13 protein-coding genes and 1 pseudogene are annotated in these 13,754 nt (G+C 61.9%); 7 read left to right on the top strand and 7 right to left on the bottom strand.

Annotation, left to right across the window (positions count from 1 at the left end):
• Positions 1-123: 123 nt before the first annotated feature.
• From ACR0AO_RS14590 to ACR0AO_RS14565, 6 genes and pseudogenes are all read right to left on the bottom strand, one after another.
• A pseudogene (locus tag ACR0AO_RS14590) lies at positions 124-489 on the bottom strand (imelysin family protein); the annotation flags it as partial.
• Positions 476-847 (bottom strand): hypothetical protein, encoded by a 372-nt coding sequence (locus ACR0AO_RS14585; RefSeq protein ID WP_480604783.1) that lies wholly within the window; start codon positions 845-847, stop codon positions 476-478. The pseudogene ACR0AO_RS14590 and the gene ACR0AO_RS14585, both read right to left, overlap by 14 nt.
• Positions 831-1,955, bottom strand: coding sequence for an ABC transporter permease (locus tag ACR0AO_RS14580; protein ID WP_480604782.1), 1,125 nt, complete (start codon positions 1,953-1,955; stop codon positions 831-833). Before ACR0AO_RS14580 ends, ACR0AO_RS14585 begins: the two co-directional genes overlap by 17 nt.
• Positions 1,956-4,646: a ribosome-associated ATPase/putative transporter RbbA gene (gene rbbA, locus ACR0AO_RS14575; RefSeq protein ID WP_480604780.1), complete on the bottom strand. Its 2,691-nt coding sequence runs from the start codon at positions 4,644-4,646 to the stop codon at positions 1,956-1,958.
• Positions 4,643-5,638: an HlyD family secretion protein gene (locus tag ACR0AO_RS14570; protein ID WP_480604779.1), complete on the bottom strand. Its 996-nt coding sequence runs from the start codon at positions 5,636-5,638 to the stop codon at positions 4,643-4,645. The genes rbbA and ACR0AO_RS14570 overlap by 4 nt, the downstream gene beginning before the upstream one ends.
• Before the next feature lie 209 nt (positions 5,639-5,847).
• On the bottom strand, positions 5,848-6,879 hold the full coding sequence (locus tag ACR0AO_RS14565; protein WP_480604777.1) for a succinylglutamate desuccinylase/aspartoacylase family protein: 1,032 nt from the start codon (positions 6,877-6,879) through the stop codon (positions 5,848-5,850).
• A 114-nt stretch (positions 6,880-6,993) separates the two neighbouring features.
• Here ACR0AO_RS14565 and ACR0AO_RS14560 point away from each other — a divergent pair, with 114 nt between their 5' ends.
• Genes ACR0AO_RS14560 through ACR0AO_RS14550 form a run of 3 tightly spaced genes read left to right on the top strand, consistent with a single transcriptional unit; the run spans position 6,994 to position 9,208 of the window.
• Entirely contained in the window at positions 6,994-8,088 is a 1,095-nt protein-coding gene (locus ACR0AO_RS14560) for a pyridoxal phosphate-dependent aminotransferase (protein ID WP_480604775.1), read from the top strand.
• Positions 8,088-8,636: a decarboxylase gene (locus ACR0AO_RS14555; protein WP_480604771.1), complete on the top strand. Its 549-nt coding sequence runs from the start codon at positions 8,088-8,090 to the stop codon at positions 8,634-8,636. Before ACR0AO_RS14560 ends, ACR0AO_RS14555 begins: the two co-directional genes overlap by 1 nt.
• The gene (locus tag ACR0AO_RS14550) at positions 8,633-9,208 is read left to right on the top strand and encodes a thiamine pyrophosphate-dependent enzyme (RefSeq protein WP_480604769.1); all 576 of its coding nucleotides are present in this window, start codon (positions 8,633-8,635) and stop codon (positions 9,206-9,208) included. Before ACR0AO_RS14555 ends, ACR0AO_RS14550 begins: the two co-directional genes overlap by 4 nt.
• Here the strand turns inward: ACR0AO_RS14550 and ACR0AO_RS14545 are convergent.
• Positions 9,192-10,085 (bottom strand): LysR substrate-binding domain-containing protein, encoded by an 894-nt coding sequence (locus tag ACR0AO_RS14545; protein WP_480604768.1) that lies wholly within the window; start codon positions 10,083-10,085, stop codon positions 9,192-9,194. The two genes, ACR0AO_RS14550 and ACR0AO_RS14545, sit on opposite strands and share 17 nt — an antisense overlap.
• A 154-nt stretch (positions 10,086-10,239) precedes the next feature.
• Here ACR0AO_RS14545 and ACR0AO_RS14540 point away from each other — a divergent pair, with 154 nt between their 5' ends.
• The 4 genes from ACR0AO_RS14540 to ACR0AO_RS14525 are packed head-to-tail and all read left to right on the top strand — an operon-like array spanning position 10,240 to position 13,700.
• A complete protein-coding gene (locus ACR0AO_RS14540; RefSeq protein ID WP_480604766.1) occupies positions 10,240-11,091 on the top strand; it encodes an amino acid ABC transporter permease in 852 nt (283 codons plus the stop codon).
• Between the two features lie 44 nt (positions 11,092-11,135).
• On the top strand, positions 11,136-11,978 hold the full coding sequence (locus ACR0AO_RS14535; protein ID WP_480604764.1) for a transporter substrate-binding domain-containing protein: 843 nt from the start codon (positions 11,136-11,138) through the stop codon (positions 11,976-11,978).
• A 51-nt stretch (positions 11,979-12,029) separates the two neighbouring features.
• A complete protein-coding gene (locus ACR0AO_RS14530) occupies positions 12,030-12,935 on the top strand; it encodes an amino acid ABC transporter permease (RefSeq protein WP_480604763.1) in 906 nt (301 codons plus the stop codon).
• 9 nt (positions 12,936-12,944) lie between these two features.
• Complete coding sequence (locus tag ACR0AO_RS14525) at positions 12,945-13,700, top strand: amino acid ABC transporter ATP-binding protein (RefSeq protein WP_480604761.1); 756 nt, start codon at positions 12,945-12,947, stop codon at positions 13,698-13,700.
• The last annotated feature ends 54 nt before the right edge of the window (positions 13,701-13,754 follow it).

Genomic DNA, 13,754 nt, shown 5'->3' with positions numbered 1-13,754 from the left:
ATAGAGCCGATACATGACAGGGCCATTGCACCCAGGCTCTGCCCCCGGTCGCGCGGCAATCGCCGCGCCCACACAAGGGCGCGACGCGGTTATTCCTGTTACTGAAACACCGCCGTCGCGTCATCCAAAGGCATCGCTCGCATAGTCGATTAGCCCTTCGTCCAGCGGCCAAGCATTCACCTTGCCTTCCCAGTCGTCAACGGTCGCAATGCCAAAGCGGTAAACCTCGGTCTGCTGATATGGTATCCGCGCCGCCAGCCAGGCGTCGCGCGCCGCTTCCAGCGCTTCGGCCGAGGGGGCGGTTACCAGTTTGTCGACCGCCACCTGCAACTCCTTTGCGGTGATCAGGCTGTCGAGGTATTTTGCGGCGGCGATGTCGGCATAGGTGTCAAGGACGCCGGCCTTGCCTGCGTTCCCACTCTGTACCGACGAGGCGGCGAGGACTATGCCAAGCGCCAATGGAATGGCGCGGAAATCATGGAATTTCATATGGTTTCATTCCTTTTTTAATGTACTTTATCCACGTGAACTCCGTTGGCGGGGCCATACCTATCGGATCGCGCGCATTAGGCCCGTGGGCACCCAGAAGCCATTCAAGCTGAATGCCGGATTGTTCCTGCCCGTCGAACATACGGCAGATAATTTCACAGATTTCATCGTCGCTCGTTTCAGGCGCCATTTCAGCCTCGGCATTCGGTTTCAATGGCTTGCCCGGCCGATAGCAAACGAACGATGCGCTGACGCGGAAGGGCCGGGTGGTTGAGTCAGAGACCTGATAGAAACCGTATATCTTGTCAGCCCGAGTAAAACACTCAACTTTGGTGCCTGCGCTAACTGTCCTGCGCAAGCGACCGCCTGAACAGCATCAGGCTGGTGGCCAGCAGCGCGGTGCCCAGAAGCGCCATCCACAAGAATTCTGGCCAGACTGTCTCGATCCCGGCCCCCTTGAAAACGATCGCCTGGCTGGCCGACATGTAATGGCGGGACGGGAGGAACAGCGTTCCAGCCTGCAACCAACCGGGCTGGCCCTCGACCGGCGTTTCGCCGCCCGACAGCATCAGCATCGGCAAGACCGTCAGAATCACCAGAAGCGCAAACTGCGCCATGGAGCGTGCGAGCGTCGCCAGGAACACCCCCAGCGCAGTCGCGGTGAACAGAAAAAGCGCCGTGCCGAGCAGAAAAAGAACCTTGGAACCGGCAACGTCCACTCCAAGCGAACCCTGCAACACAAAGGTCAGCGACAGCGCCGCCGCGACCAGGATCACCGCGGCATTCGCCCAGATTTTGGCCGCCGCAATGTCGAAGGGTGTGACCGGCATCGCCAGCAGGTGTTCGATTGTCCCGTGCTCGCGCTCGCGGATCATGGCGGCACCCGTCAGGATCGTGGTCAGCCACATGATCTGACCGATCAGCGCGACGACGCCGGCAAAACGGACCGTATCGCGGTTCGGATTGAACGCGCTGTGCACGACGATGCCGGCCGGCGTTGCGGTCAGCAGGTCAGCGCCGATGGCAAAGCGGCGGATCTCGGTGCCCAGTATGTTGGAAATATAGCTTGAACCGATCCCCGCCTGTTCCATCGCGGTTGCGTCGATGAGAACCTGAATTTCCGGCGTGCGGCGGGCGCGAAGATCCTTTTCGAAGCCCGGAGGAACCGCCACAACGAAAAGGAAACGCCCTGCATCCATCTCGGCCGCGCCGGTCCCCGGCTCGATCTGCACGACAGGCTGGAACTCGGGCGGAAAAAAGGCCGCGGCCAGCGCGCGCGACAGCGGGGAATTGTCCTCGTCCGAAAACGCGATCGAGGCGTTGTTGACCGAGGTCGCGATTCCAGTCGCCTCCATGATCGGGGACAGAGTGAATGACCAGACCAGCAGCGCCATCATCACCCAGTCGCGGCGCAGGCTCATCATCTCTTTCAAACCAAGCCAGAAGATGCAGTTCAGCCGCCGCATTCACTTCTCCTGTGCCCGCAGCGACAAGGCCGCAATTACGGTGAATACCGGCCCGAAACAGGCCAGCGCCAGAATATCGGGGGCAAGCGCCTCCCAACTCAGCCCCTTGGTGAATGCTCCGACGTTCAGATGCAGGAAATAGGATGACGGCCAGAGCGAGCCGATCACCTGTGCGCCGGGCTCCAGCGTCGAAACCGGTTGCAACAGGCCGGAAAACTGAATGGTGGGCACAACCGAGGCGATGACCGTGGCAAAGGTCGCGGCCACCTGGCTCGATGTCATGGTCGCGATCAACAAGCCATAGGACGTGGTTGCCCAGACATACAGGAATGCGCCGATCACCAGCGGCGCGGGATTACCTTTCAGGGGCACCCCGAAAATCAGGATCGTCATTCCGGTCAGCAGCAGAAAGTTCGCGAAAGCAATTGCGATATAGGGGATCTGCTTGCCGACCAGAAACTCAAGCCGCGTGGTCGGGGTCACATAGAAATTGATGACCGAGCCCAGTTCCCGTTCCCGCGCCACGCTGACCGCCATCAGCACGGCAGGCAACATGATAAGCAGGATCGCGGGCATGGCGGGGGCCATCGCGGCGATGCTCTCGAAGCTCGGATTGTAGCGAAAACGCGGCTCGATCCGGGCAATTCCAGCTTCGCGGGCACCGCTGCCGATGGCCGGGCCGTCGAGAAAGGTCTGATGCAGCCCCGAGACATAACCCTCCACGGTCTCGCCCTTGAAAGGGATTGCCCCGTCCACAATTGCCATCACCTGGGTCGGTTCGCCCGCCCGCAGCTTGCGTCCGAAATCTGGCGGCAGTTCCACGACCAGCGAGACATCGCCCGCAATTAGCCGACGGCGGCCTTCCTCGGCAGAGGTCAGCGGGGGCGTGGGCCGGAAATACCGTGACCCCTCGAATTCGGCGATATAGGCCCGGCTTTCCGGGCTCTGCGACAGGTCAAAAACCGCGAAATCCAATTCTTCGATATCCAGCGTGATCCCGAATCCGAAAACCAGCATCAGCAGGGCCGATCCCAGGAACGCAAAGGCGAGGCGCACGCGGTCGCGCAACACCTCGACCGTTTCACGCCGGGCATAGGCCAGCATGCGGCCGAACCCGCCCCCGCGCGCGGCCCGCGCAGCCTTGGCCGGAACTTCCGGAACTGATACCGGCGCCGGCGGGTCGGCGGCCTCCAGCACGGCGACAAACGCGCTGTCCAGACTGTCGGCGCCCTGCGCCGCGATCAGGTCATTCGGTGTGCCCTCGACAAGAACCCGACCCGCGTGCATGAACGAAACCCGGTCGCATCTTTCCGCCTCTGCCATGAAGTGGGTCGAGACGAAGATGGTCACGTCCTCCTGACGTGAAAGCTCGACCAGCAGCGCCCAGAACGAGTCGCGCGCCTCCGGGTCCACGCCCGATGTCGGTTCGTCCAGAATAAGAATGCGCGGTCGATGAATCACCGCAACCGCCAGGGACAGACGCTGCTTGATGCCCAAAGGCAGCGCCGCCGCCAGCATGTCGCCATACGCGTCGAGACCGAAGCGTTCCGATAGTTCCCCGATCCGGTCTTCCCGGTCGTCAATGGCGAAAATGCGGGCGTGGAGTTGCAGGTTCTGACGAACGGTCAGTTCGCCATAGAGCGAAAACGCCTGACTCATATAGCCGATCTCATGGCGCAAACCGAGATCCCGCGCGTCAACCGGTCTGCCGAACAGCAGCGCCTCACCGGCGCTTGCGGGCAACAGGCCCGTCAGCATCTTCATGGTCGTCGACTTGCCGCAGCCATTCGATCCGAGAAAGCCAAAGATTTCTCCCCGATGGATCGAGAAATCGACGCCATCGACAGCGGTGAAATCGCCGAACCGGCGGGTCAGGCCCCGCGCTGTGATCACCGGCTCGCCGTCGGCGAGATGGCGGGGCCGTTCATCCTTGGCGGGCCGTGGCCCCTGCCGCGCCCTGAGCCGCCTGTAGGCGGTCTCGAGGTCCTCGGCGTCGCCCTGCATCCCGGCCGGGTCGCCCCGAAAAAGCGCGCGCCCCGCATCCATGGCGACGATCTGGTCAAAGTGCCGGGCCTCGTCCATATACGCGGTCGAAACCAGTATCGAGAGATCGGGGCTGTCCGCCCGGATCGCATCGATCAGCGTCCAGAACTGACGGCGCGACAACGGATCGACGCCGGTTGTCGGTTCATCCAGCACCAGAAGTTTCGGATCATGGATCAGCGCGCAGCACAACCCCAGCTTCTGTTTCATGCCGCCCGAGAGCTTGCCCATCAACCGGTCGGCAAAGGGTGAAAGCCCGGTCGCCGACAACAGCGCCGCGATCCGAATATCGCGCTCCTCCCGGCTCTGTCCGAAGACGCCCGAAAAGAACTCCAGGTTCTCCCGCACCGACAACTCGGCATAAAGGTTGCGGCCCAGTCCCTGCGGCATGAAGGCGATTGCGGGACACACGCGGCGGCGATGCGCGGGATCGCCGATGGCCCCCCCGAGAACGTCGATCGATCCCGCCTGCAGCTTTTTCGCGCCGGTGATCAGCCCCAACAGGGTCGATTTGCCGACCCCATCCGGCCCGATGAGCCCTATGAGCCGCCCGGCGGGCAATTCCAGCGAAAGCCCGTCCAGCGCGGTAACCTTGCGATACCGGTGCGTGACGCCTTCGACACGGATCGCGGCGGCCCGGGCATTCATTCGAACAACTCAGGTGGAATGCGCCGCTCCAACGCCTCCGGCCAAGCGCCGCCCGAGGCGAGGCGGATAACCGCGATCCCCCGCAGACCGGTTTTCACATGTTCGATCCGGCTGGCGACCAGATCCTGCGGAATGCGAACGCGGACGCGAAAGACCAGCTGCTCGCGTTCGCTCATCGTCTCGACCTGCTTCGGCGTGAACTGCGCCTCCGGAGAGACAAATGTGACGGTGGCCGGAATGGCATAGTCCGGCAGGGCGTCAAGCACGATGCGGGCCTCGGCTCCGATGGCCAAAAGCCCCGCTTCGCGGGCCGGAAGGAACACTTCCATATAGACGTTTTCAAGACTGAGGAGCACCAGAATCGGCTCGCCCGCGCCCACGACCTCACCGGGTTCCGCCAGCCGATAGAGAACGCGACCGGGCGTGGGCGCGAACAGGGAACTGTCGTCGATCTGCGCGGCGATCCGCCGAACCTCGGCCTCGGCCGCCACGATCTGGCTTTCGGCGGTCGCAACACGGGCTTTGGCGGCCCCCAGCACCGCTTCGGCGACCTCCTTGGCGGTTTCGCGCGCCTCAAAGACGGTTTCAGAGATGGTCTGGCCGGCCAGCAACGCTGTGGCGCGATCAAATTCCTGCTTCGCCCTGCGCTGCTCGCTCTGGCGCTGCACAACCACCGCCTCGGCTTCGGCTTTGGCCTGACGCGCCAGGGCAACTTCGGCCCGGGCCCGGTCAAGCGCGGCCGAAAGCTCATCCGTATCCATCTCGACCAGAACATCGCCGGGCGCGACAAGGTCGCCCTCGGCCGCCAAGACCCGCGCGACGCGCCCGGCGATGGTCGGTGCGATTTCGACCTGTTCGGCCTCGACCCGCCCGTTGCCGTGAACGAAGCCGGGCGGCAGCGCCTCGCCGTTTTCGACGACGAATACATACACCGCCGCGCCCGCAATCAGGAGAGCGGCAATCAGCAGAATTGAGTTGGTCGTCATTTTCATGGACGGGTGCCCGGCTGTTGACGATGCCTCCGGAGTTTAAGTTCAACCATGGCGGCGCACATTGCGTTGTATCAAATTGATGCTTGATGAAACGATCTCTTCCGGCTTCCGGCGGGCCGAGATCCGAAATGCCAAAACGCAAGCGGCATTCGTCTGCGTTCATGACGCATACGGATCCGCTCGGCAAAAGCGGCGAGGTGGATACGTGTTCAGCCCGCTCCGGCGGGCGGGTCGGAGGGCAAGTCCCGTGTCACCAGCGCCAGCAACTCGCCCCGCCGCACTATTCCTCGATTACCGTGGGCCAGAACGAAGCCGGATTCGGGACAAGTCAACGTCACGGCGGCCCGTGCCGGCTCCAGTGGAAAGCGCAGGGTTCCCGCCACCTGACCGGCCTGGACGGTATCGCCCGCGCTGACCCGGCGGTCGAAAAGACCGTCCGACGGGGCAAAGACCGAATGCAGCGGCGAGGCCACCTGAACAAGCCGAGGCAACGGCAAATCGGGTACCCGGCCTGGTAGCAGCCCCAGATGGATCAGGCAGTTTCGCAAACCGGTTTCCGCCTGATCGGTGACATACGGATCGACACCGCCGCCGCCGCCCAGCTCTGCCGCGATCATCGGCACACCGGCGCGGGCCGCCGCGGCGTTGACTGAACGGTCGTCATTATGCCGTCCCAGTACCCAGATCAGGGGCAGGCCAAAGCACTGCGCCAGCGCCCGGCTGCGCGCGGTCAGGGCCGGGTCGTCATAGGGTCCCGCCAGTGCACAGGCCGCAAAGACAGAAGCCTTGCCTCCCGAGTGCAGGTCGATCACGGCATCGCAACGGGGCATCAGGACACGCTCGACAAAATCTGCGATCATGCCGGTGGGACCGCCGTCCCGGTCGCCGGGAAAGGCGCGGTTCAGATTGCCGCCATCCAGCGGCGACACCCGCGCCGAAACTGCCAGCGCCGGGGCATTCAGCGCCGGAAGCAGCAGCACCTGACCGGTCAGCCGTGTCACATTCAGCGATGCTGCCAGGCGCAGGATCGCGGCCGGACCCTCGAATTCGTCGCCATGCGTGCCGCTCAGGATCAGGACGGTCGGTCCGGGGCTTCCCTTGAGGCTGATAATCGGGATCGGGTGATACCCCAGCGGGTTGGTATTGTCCGACCAGCGCAGCATCAGATCACCCGTTTGCAAACCCGGCGCATCCAGGTCGATGGTCGATTTCAGTCTGCTGTTCAGATCGGGCAAACGCATTCCCTCTCCTTCCGATAGCGGTCTTTTGCACCCTTCTATCATAATTTTTTTGCAAGCGAATTGCAAAAATGATGTAATCGTGTGATGAAAGAAAAAATTCGAACGGAGAAACTGATGACCGCTGTTCTCGCCAAAGCCGGAATCGAAAGGATCAAGCCGCATATGATCGGCGTTCAATCCGAAGCGGTGCCGCCGGCCTCGATACTTCTCAATTCGAACGAAAGCGCGTTCGGCCCAAGCCCCGACGCGCTGGCGGCGGCGCGTGCCGCGGTAACGGGGATCGAGCGTTATCTGGAAAGTCCGGACCAGGTTCTGGCCCCCGCGATTGCCGCGCATTTTGGGCTGGACGAGACCCGAATCACCACTGGGCAAGGCTCGGATGACCTGCTGGCCCGGCTGGCGCGGGCCTATCTCGGTCCCGGAACCGAACTGATCCGCAGCGCCAACGGTTACCTTAAGGTGCCCAATTACGCCCACGCCAACGACGCCGAGGTGATCTCGGTGCCGGATGAGGGTTTCAAACCCTCGGTCGACGCGATGATCGAAGCGATCACCGACCGGACCCGTATCGTCTATCTCGCCAATCCGGAAAACCCCGCTGGCACCTATCTGAACGGGGCAGAGGTGCGGCGGTTGCATGCGGCGGTGCCTGAAACCTGTCTGCTGGTGATCGACTGCGCTTACGAAGAATATGTCGACGCCGCCGACTACGAACCCGCGCACAAGCTGGTTGAAGAGGCGGGCAACGTGGTCATGTGCCGGACCTTTTCCAAGATTTTCGGGCTGGCAGGCGCGCGTGTCGGTTGGATTTATGCCCCCGACGACGTGATCGACACGGTGCGCCGGATCGCGCTGACATTTCCGGTCGCTTCGCCCTCGGCGGCGGCGGCGGTGGCCGCGCTGGAGGATCGGGCGCACACGGAATTCGTCCGCGCCGCCAACCGGCACGGGCGTGAGTGGCTGACGACGGAACTGACCGGCCTGGGCCTGACGGTGGTTCCAAGCCAGGCCAATTTCATTCTGACGCAGTTTCCCGACGCCGGCCGGTCCGCCGAGGCCTGCGACCGGTTCCTGCGGCAGCGGGGCATCGCGGTTCGCCGCTTTGCATCGCCCGCCTATCGCGACCACATCCGCATCGGCATCGGCCATGCCCATGAAATCGCGGCGGTGCGGGATGCAATCGCCCAGTTTCTGAAAGGAGACAGCTGATGGGTTCCGGCGCCGCCATCACTCAGGACGTCCCGAAGGTCGCTCATCCTTCGGGCGCGCAGATCATCGCCGCGATCAAGGCGTCGGATGTGCGCGAGATCGTGGCCCTTCCCGATATCGTGACCAGCGACGGTCTGCTGTGGCCGATCTCGCGTGATCCCGATTTCCGCCTGACCCGGATTTGCAAGGAAGACGAGGGGGTCAGCATCTGCGGCGCCATGTCCTACAACGGCACCCGCGCCCTGTTGATGATGCAGCAGACCGGGCTGATGGATTCGCTGAACGCGATCCGGGCCATCGGGGTCGATTACCAGTTGCCCGTCGTGATGATGGTGGGCCTGCAGGGGAAAGAACCGCACCTGCGGCCCGACCGTTCCGGCTCTTACGGGGTCCGGATCATCCGCCCGGTGCTGGATGCGATGGAGATGTCGCATTCCCTGATCGAGGAGCCCGGGGACATCGCTCATATACCGCAGGCGATCGATGCCGCCTATTCCGCGTCGCGCCCGCACATCTTCCTGATTGGCCGCCCCCCGGAAGCATCATGACCCTACAACGTGACACAGCATTGAAAGCCCTGATCCCGCATGTCCGAGACGAGGACATCGTGGTCGCCGTCTATCAGACCTGTTTCGACTGGCTGGCGCTCAATCCGCGCGACCTGAATTATGTGGCGGTGGGCGCGATGGGGCAGGCGTCCTCGCACGGGCTGGGGCTGGCGCTGGCCAATCCCGACCGCCGGGTGATCGTGCTTGACGGCGATGGCAGCCTGCTGATGAACCTCGGATCGCTGGTCACCATCGCCAATGCCGGGGTCGGCAACCTCTATCACTTCCTGTCGGTGAACCGGGTCTATGAAGTCAACGGCGCCCATCCGCTGCCCGGGGCCGACAAGGTCGATTTCCACGCAATGGCGCTGGCCGCAGGCTATGCCGGATCGTGCCGCATCGCCTCGCTGGACCATCTGGAACGGGCGCTGCCCGACATCCTGCGCCAGCCCGGCCCGCAATTCGTGGCCCTGGATCTCGTGGCGGGTGAGCCCTATCCGCGCGATTATGCCTATATTCACAGCGCCGGCGCGCGCGAAACCTTCCGTCAGGCGCTCAACCGTCGTCGCTGAGACCGGCGCGGGCGATCTCCAGAAAAGATTCGCCAACGGCGGAAACCGGCTTGTTCTTCGACCAGAAAAGGACCGCACGGAAATTGAGCGGCGCCGCAAAGGGCAGCGCCACACAATCTGTAAAGCTCTTCAGGTATTCGCTGTCGGACCCGACCACGGAAACGCCCATCCCCCGGGCGACCAAACGGCAGATCACATCGGTCGTTCGGGTCTCGTACTGCATCCGGCGCTCAACTCCCTTGGCTTCGAAAAACCGGTCGATCTCGAACCGGAACCGCGAGGACGGCATGTAGGATATAAAGCTTTCACCAGCCAGGTCGCGGGCATGCACGATGGTTTTTCCCGCCAGCCGGTGACCGGAGGGCAGTACACAATAGACGTCGTTGTCCTTGATCACCATGCTTTCAAATGAAGGGTTGGCGGGCTCCATCGTGGTGATTCCGAAATCATAGTTCTGCGACACCATCCATTCGACCGCGTCGTCGCTTGACGCGATTTCCATCCGGGCCATGGCTTCGGGACGCGCCGCAGCGAATTTCCCGATCAATTCGGGGGCAAGCTGGGACGACACACCGGGCGTCACCGCCAGGCTCAGCCGCGCGTGGCCAAATTTGCCAATGGCGGTTGCGGCCTCTTTTATATGCTCCATTCCGCTGACGGCCTGGCGCACCTCCTCGACCAGCAGCCGGGCCTCTTCGGTCGGAACCAAAACCCGGCCCGATCGCTGGAACAGCGAAAAGCCCACTTCGGCCTCCAGATCCGAAATCAGCCGGCTGACCGCCGGCTGCGATATTCGCAGCATCGATGCCGCCTCGGTCACAGTGCCGGTCGAAACGACGGTGCGGAAGGCGTCAACCTGTCTGAACGTTATTTTCATAGGGTCTCAATTTCTCCAATATCCGGCGCAGGTACAATCAATAAGTCTATCCATAGTATTTTTGCAAATAAACTCCCAAAATATGTTGACAAAGCTATAATTTGAAATTGATACTTGCGAGACATGTTTTAACGCTGCGAGGCAAGGAGTGGGTATGGCGGGACGTGTATGGGCTGCAACGCCCCGCGAGAGACGGCGACGCGAAAAGACCGAATTGAACCTGGCCGAACTCTCCCGCACGCTGTGGCAGATCGGGCAGGCGGTTCTGGTGTTCGCGGTCGTTGGCTTCCTGATCTGGCGGGGCGCCCAGGCCATGGACTACAACTGGCAATGGTATCGGATTCAGCCATTCTTCTATCGTGTCATTGACGGCGAAATCATCTGGGGGCCGCTGGTTCGCGGTCTGATCCAGACCCTCAAACTGGCTTCTATTGCCGGAGTGTTCGCGGTTCTGATCGGTTTTGTCACCGCCTTTGCGCGCCTGTCCGACTCGACTTCCGGCCGGGTCATCGCCACAACCTATCTCGAGGCGATCCGCAATACGCCGCTGCTGGTTCAGCTGTTTCTGTTCTATTTCGTGCTGGCGCCGATCTTTGGTATCGACCGGTTCTGGGCCGGCGTCCTGTGCCTGGCTTTTTTCGAAGGCTCTTTTGCCGCGGAAATCATTCGCGGCGGTATCCTGGGGGTCGACAAGGGCCAGTACGAGGGCGCCGACGCCATCGGGCTGAACATCGTTGACAAATACCGATTTGTCATCATACCGCAATCGCTGCCGCTGATCCTGCCGCCACTCACGGGCCTGATCATTTCATTGATCAAGCATTCGGCTATCGTAAGCGTCATCGCGGTTTCCGAACTGACCACGGCGGGTCTGAACCTGATCGCCGACACGTTCATGGCGTTCGAGGTCTGGTTCCTGGTCGCCGGCATCTATCTGGCCGTGACCCTGACTCTGTCGATCGGCGTTAGCCTGTTTGAGCGATCCCTGAACAAGAGCAAACGATAAGTCCTGAAAACAGGACATCAACCGCAACATCGGAGGAAAACCCAATGAAATTCATGAAACCAGTCAAAAGCCTGCTCGCCGCGGCCGCGATCGCCGCGACCAGCCTTGGCGTCTCGGCCAATTCGGCGGCGGCGCAGGATCAGGAAAGCGTTCTGATCGAAATTCAGAAACGCGGCAAACTCAAGGTTGGTATGGCGACCTTCGTGCCGTGGGCAATGCGGGACAAGGAAGGCAACCTGATGGGCTTTGAAATCGACGTCGCCAAGAAGGTGGCCGAGGACATGGGCGTCGAAGTCGAGTTTGTTCCTACGGCATGGAGCGGCATCATCCCCGCGCTGATCGCCAAGAAATTCGACATCATTATCGGCGGTATGTCGATCACGCCGCAGCGGAACCTGACGGTGAACTTCACCACGCCCTACGCGCATTCGGGTCAGCAGATGGCCGCCAACCAGGAGCTGGCGGGCGGATTCACCACGCTTGAGGACTACAACGACGCTTCCGTGACCATTGCCTGCCGCCGTGGCGCCACTCCCTGCAATCTGGCGCAAAAGCAGTTTCCAAAAGCCAACCTGCGCCGTTTCGACGACGACGCCCAGGCGTTCCAGGAGGTCGTGAATGGCAACGCGCACGCGATGATCTCGTCGGCGCCCAAACCGCGCTTCTGGTCCGAGGCGCATTCCGACAAAGTATTCGTCGCCAATGACGGCGAGAACCTGAGCAAAGGTGACGAGGCTTTTGCCCTGCGCAAAGGTGATGCCGATGCGCTGAACTTCTTCTCGAACTGGATCGTGGTGAACACCTCGAACGGCTGGCTGCAGGAAACCCATGATTATTGGTTCAAGGATCAGTCGGCCTGGAAGGACATGGTCGCCGAAAGCCAGTAACGCCACTCCCCGGAGGCGCCCCGCGCGCCTCCGGCCAGTCAGGACAGGAAGATGGATCGAAACACGCCGCCTCCGGCTCTGCCGCGCAAACGCCTGACGCCGGTCGACTACGCGCTCTTTGCGCTGGTGATCGGGCTGGTGGCCTATGCGGGTTATCGGGTGAACGACGTCTTGGTCTACAACTGGGACTGGTCGCGGGTTCTGGGATTTCTGGTCCGCTATGACCCGGAAACGGGCCATTGGGTTGCCAACCTGTTGATGACGGGCCTGTTCACCACGTTGCGGCTGGCGGTCTGGGCCACCCTGCTGGCCACGGTGATCGGGGTCGTCATGGGCTATTGGCGCACCAGCGAGAACCTCACCCTCCGGATCATCAGCCGCTGCTATGTCGAGCTGATCCGGAACATCCCACCGGTGGTGTTCATCTTCATCTTCTTCTTCTTCATCTCCAGCCAGCTGTTCCCCGCGCTTGGGCTGGAAGATATCAATCCCCAGAGCGGTCTCGTGGACAACCCAGTCTTCCGTTTCCTGTTCGGTGACCCGCGCCTGCTGTCCAACTTCCTTGCCGGTCTGCTGTGCCTGGCAATGTTCGAGGGCGCCTATGTCACCGAGATTGTCCGCGCTGGCATCCAGTCGGTGCCCAAGGGCCAGTGGGAGGCCGCGCGCGCCATCGGCCTGTCCCGCACCAGTGTGCTGCGCGACGTGATCCTGCCGCAGGCGATCCGCAAGATCCTGCCGCCACTGGCCGGACAGTTCATCACCCTGATCAAGGACAGCGCCATCGTGTCGCTCATCTCGATCCAGGAACTGACCTTCCTCGCCACCGAAGTCGCCGCCACGACCACCAAGGTGTTTGAAACCTGGATTCTGGTCGGCGGCATGTATTTCGTCCTGTGTTACAGTTTTGCGGTGTTGTTCGCCTGGCTTGAACGCCGCGCAGCCCGCAGCCGCCGATAGGAGACACCGATGTTGCACACGACATCCGGCAAGCCGCTGGTTGAAATCACCGGCATGTGTAAATGGTATGGCGAATTCAGTGCGCTGTACGACATCAACCTGACCGTGCACGAAGGCGAAAAGGTTGTGGTCTGCGGCCCCTCGGGGTCGGGCAAATCCACCATGATCCGCTGCATCAACCAGCTTGAGGCGCACCAGAAGGGAACGATCGTGGTCGACGGTGTCGAAGTGTCGCCGGACATGAAGAACATCGAACAGATCCGCCGCGAGGTTGGCATGGTGTTCCAGAGCTTCAACCTGTTCCCGCATATGACCATTCTCGACAACTTGATCCTGGGCCCGATCCGCAATCGTGGCGTGTCCCGGAAAGAGGCGACCGAACTGGCGATGCACTATCTCGACCGGGTCCATATCGCGGCACAGGCGGAAAAATATCCGTCGCAACTGTCGGGCGGCCAGCAACAGCGGGTGGCCATCGCCCGGTCGTTATGCATGAAACCCAAGGTGATGCTGTTCGATGAGCCGACCTCGGCACTGGACCCCGAGATGATCGCCGGGGTGCTCGACGTGATGATTGAGCTGGCCGAAGAGGGTATGACCATGGTGGTGGTGACCCATGAAATGGGCTTTGCCCGCAAGGTGGCGGACCGGGTGGTGTTCATGGACGAGGGCGAGATCATCGAAGTGGCTGAACCCGAAGCTTTCTTCAGCAACCCTCAAAGCGACAGGGCGCAACTGTTCCTCAGCCAGCTCCTGGGTCATTAAAGCAACTTGCGAAGTACTGTTGGGGTCTGGCCACAATCGGCTACGGCTGCCTGG

Source organism: Ruegeria sp. AF8 (assembly GCF_056541825.1).
The sequence above is the reverse complement of the archived record's forward strand: the minus strand, read 5'-3'. Positions and strand labels throughout refer to the sequence as shown.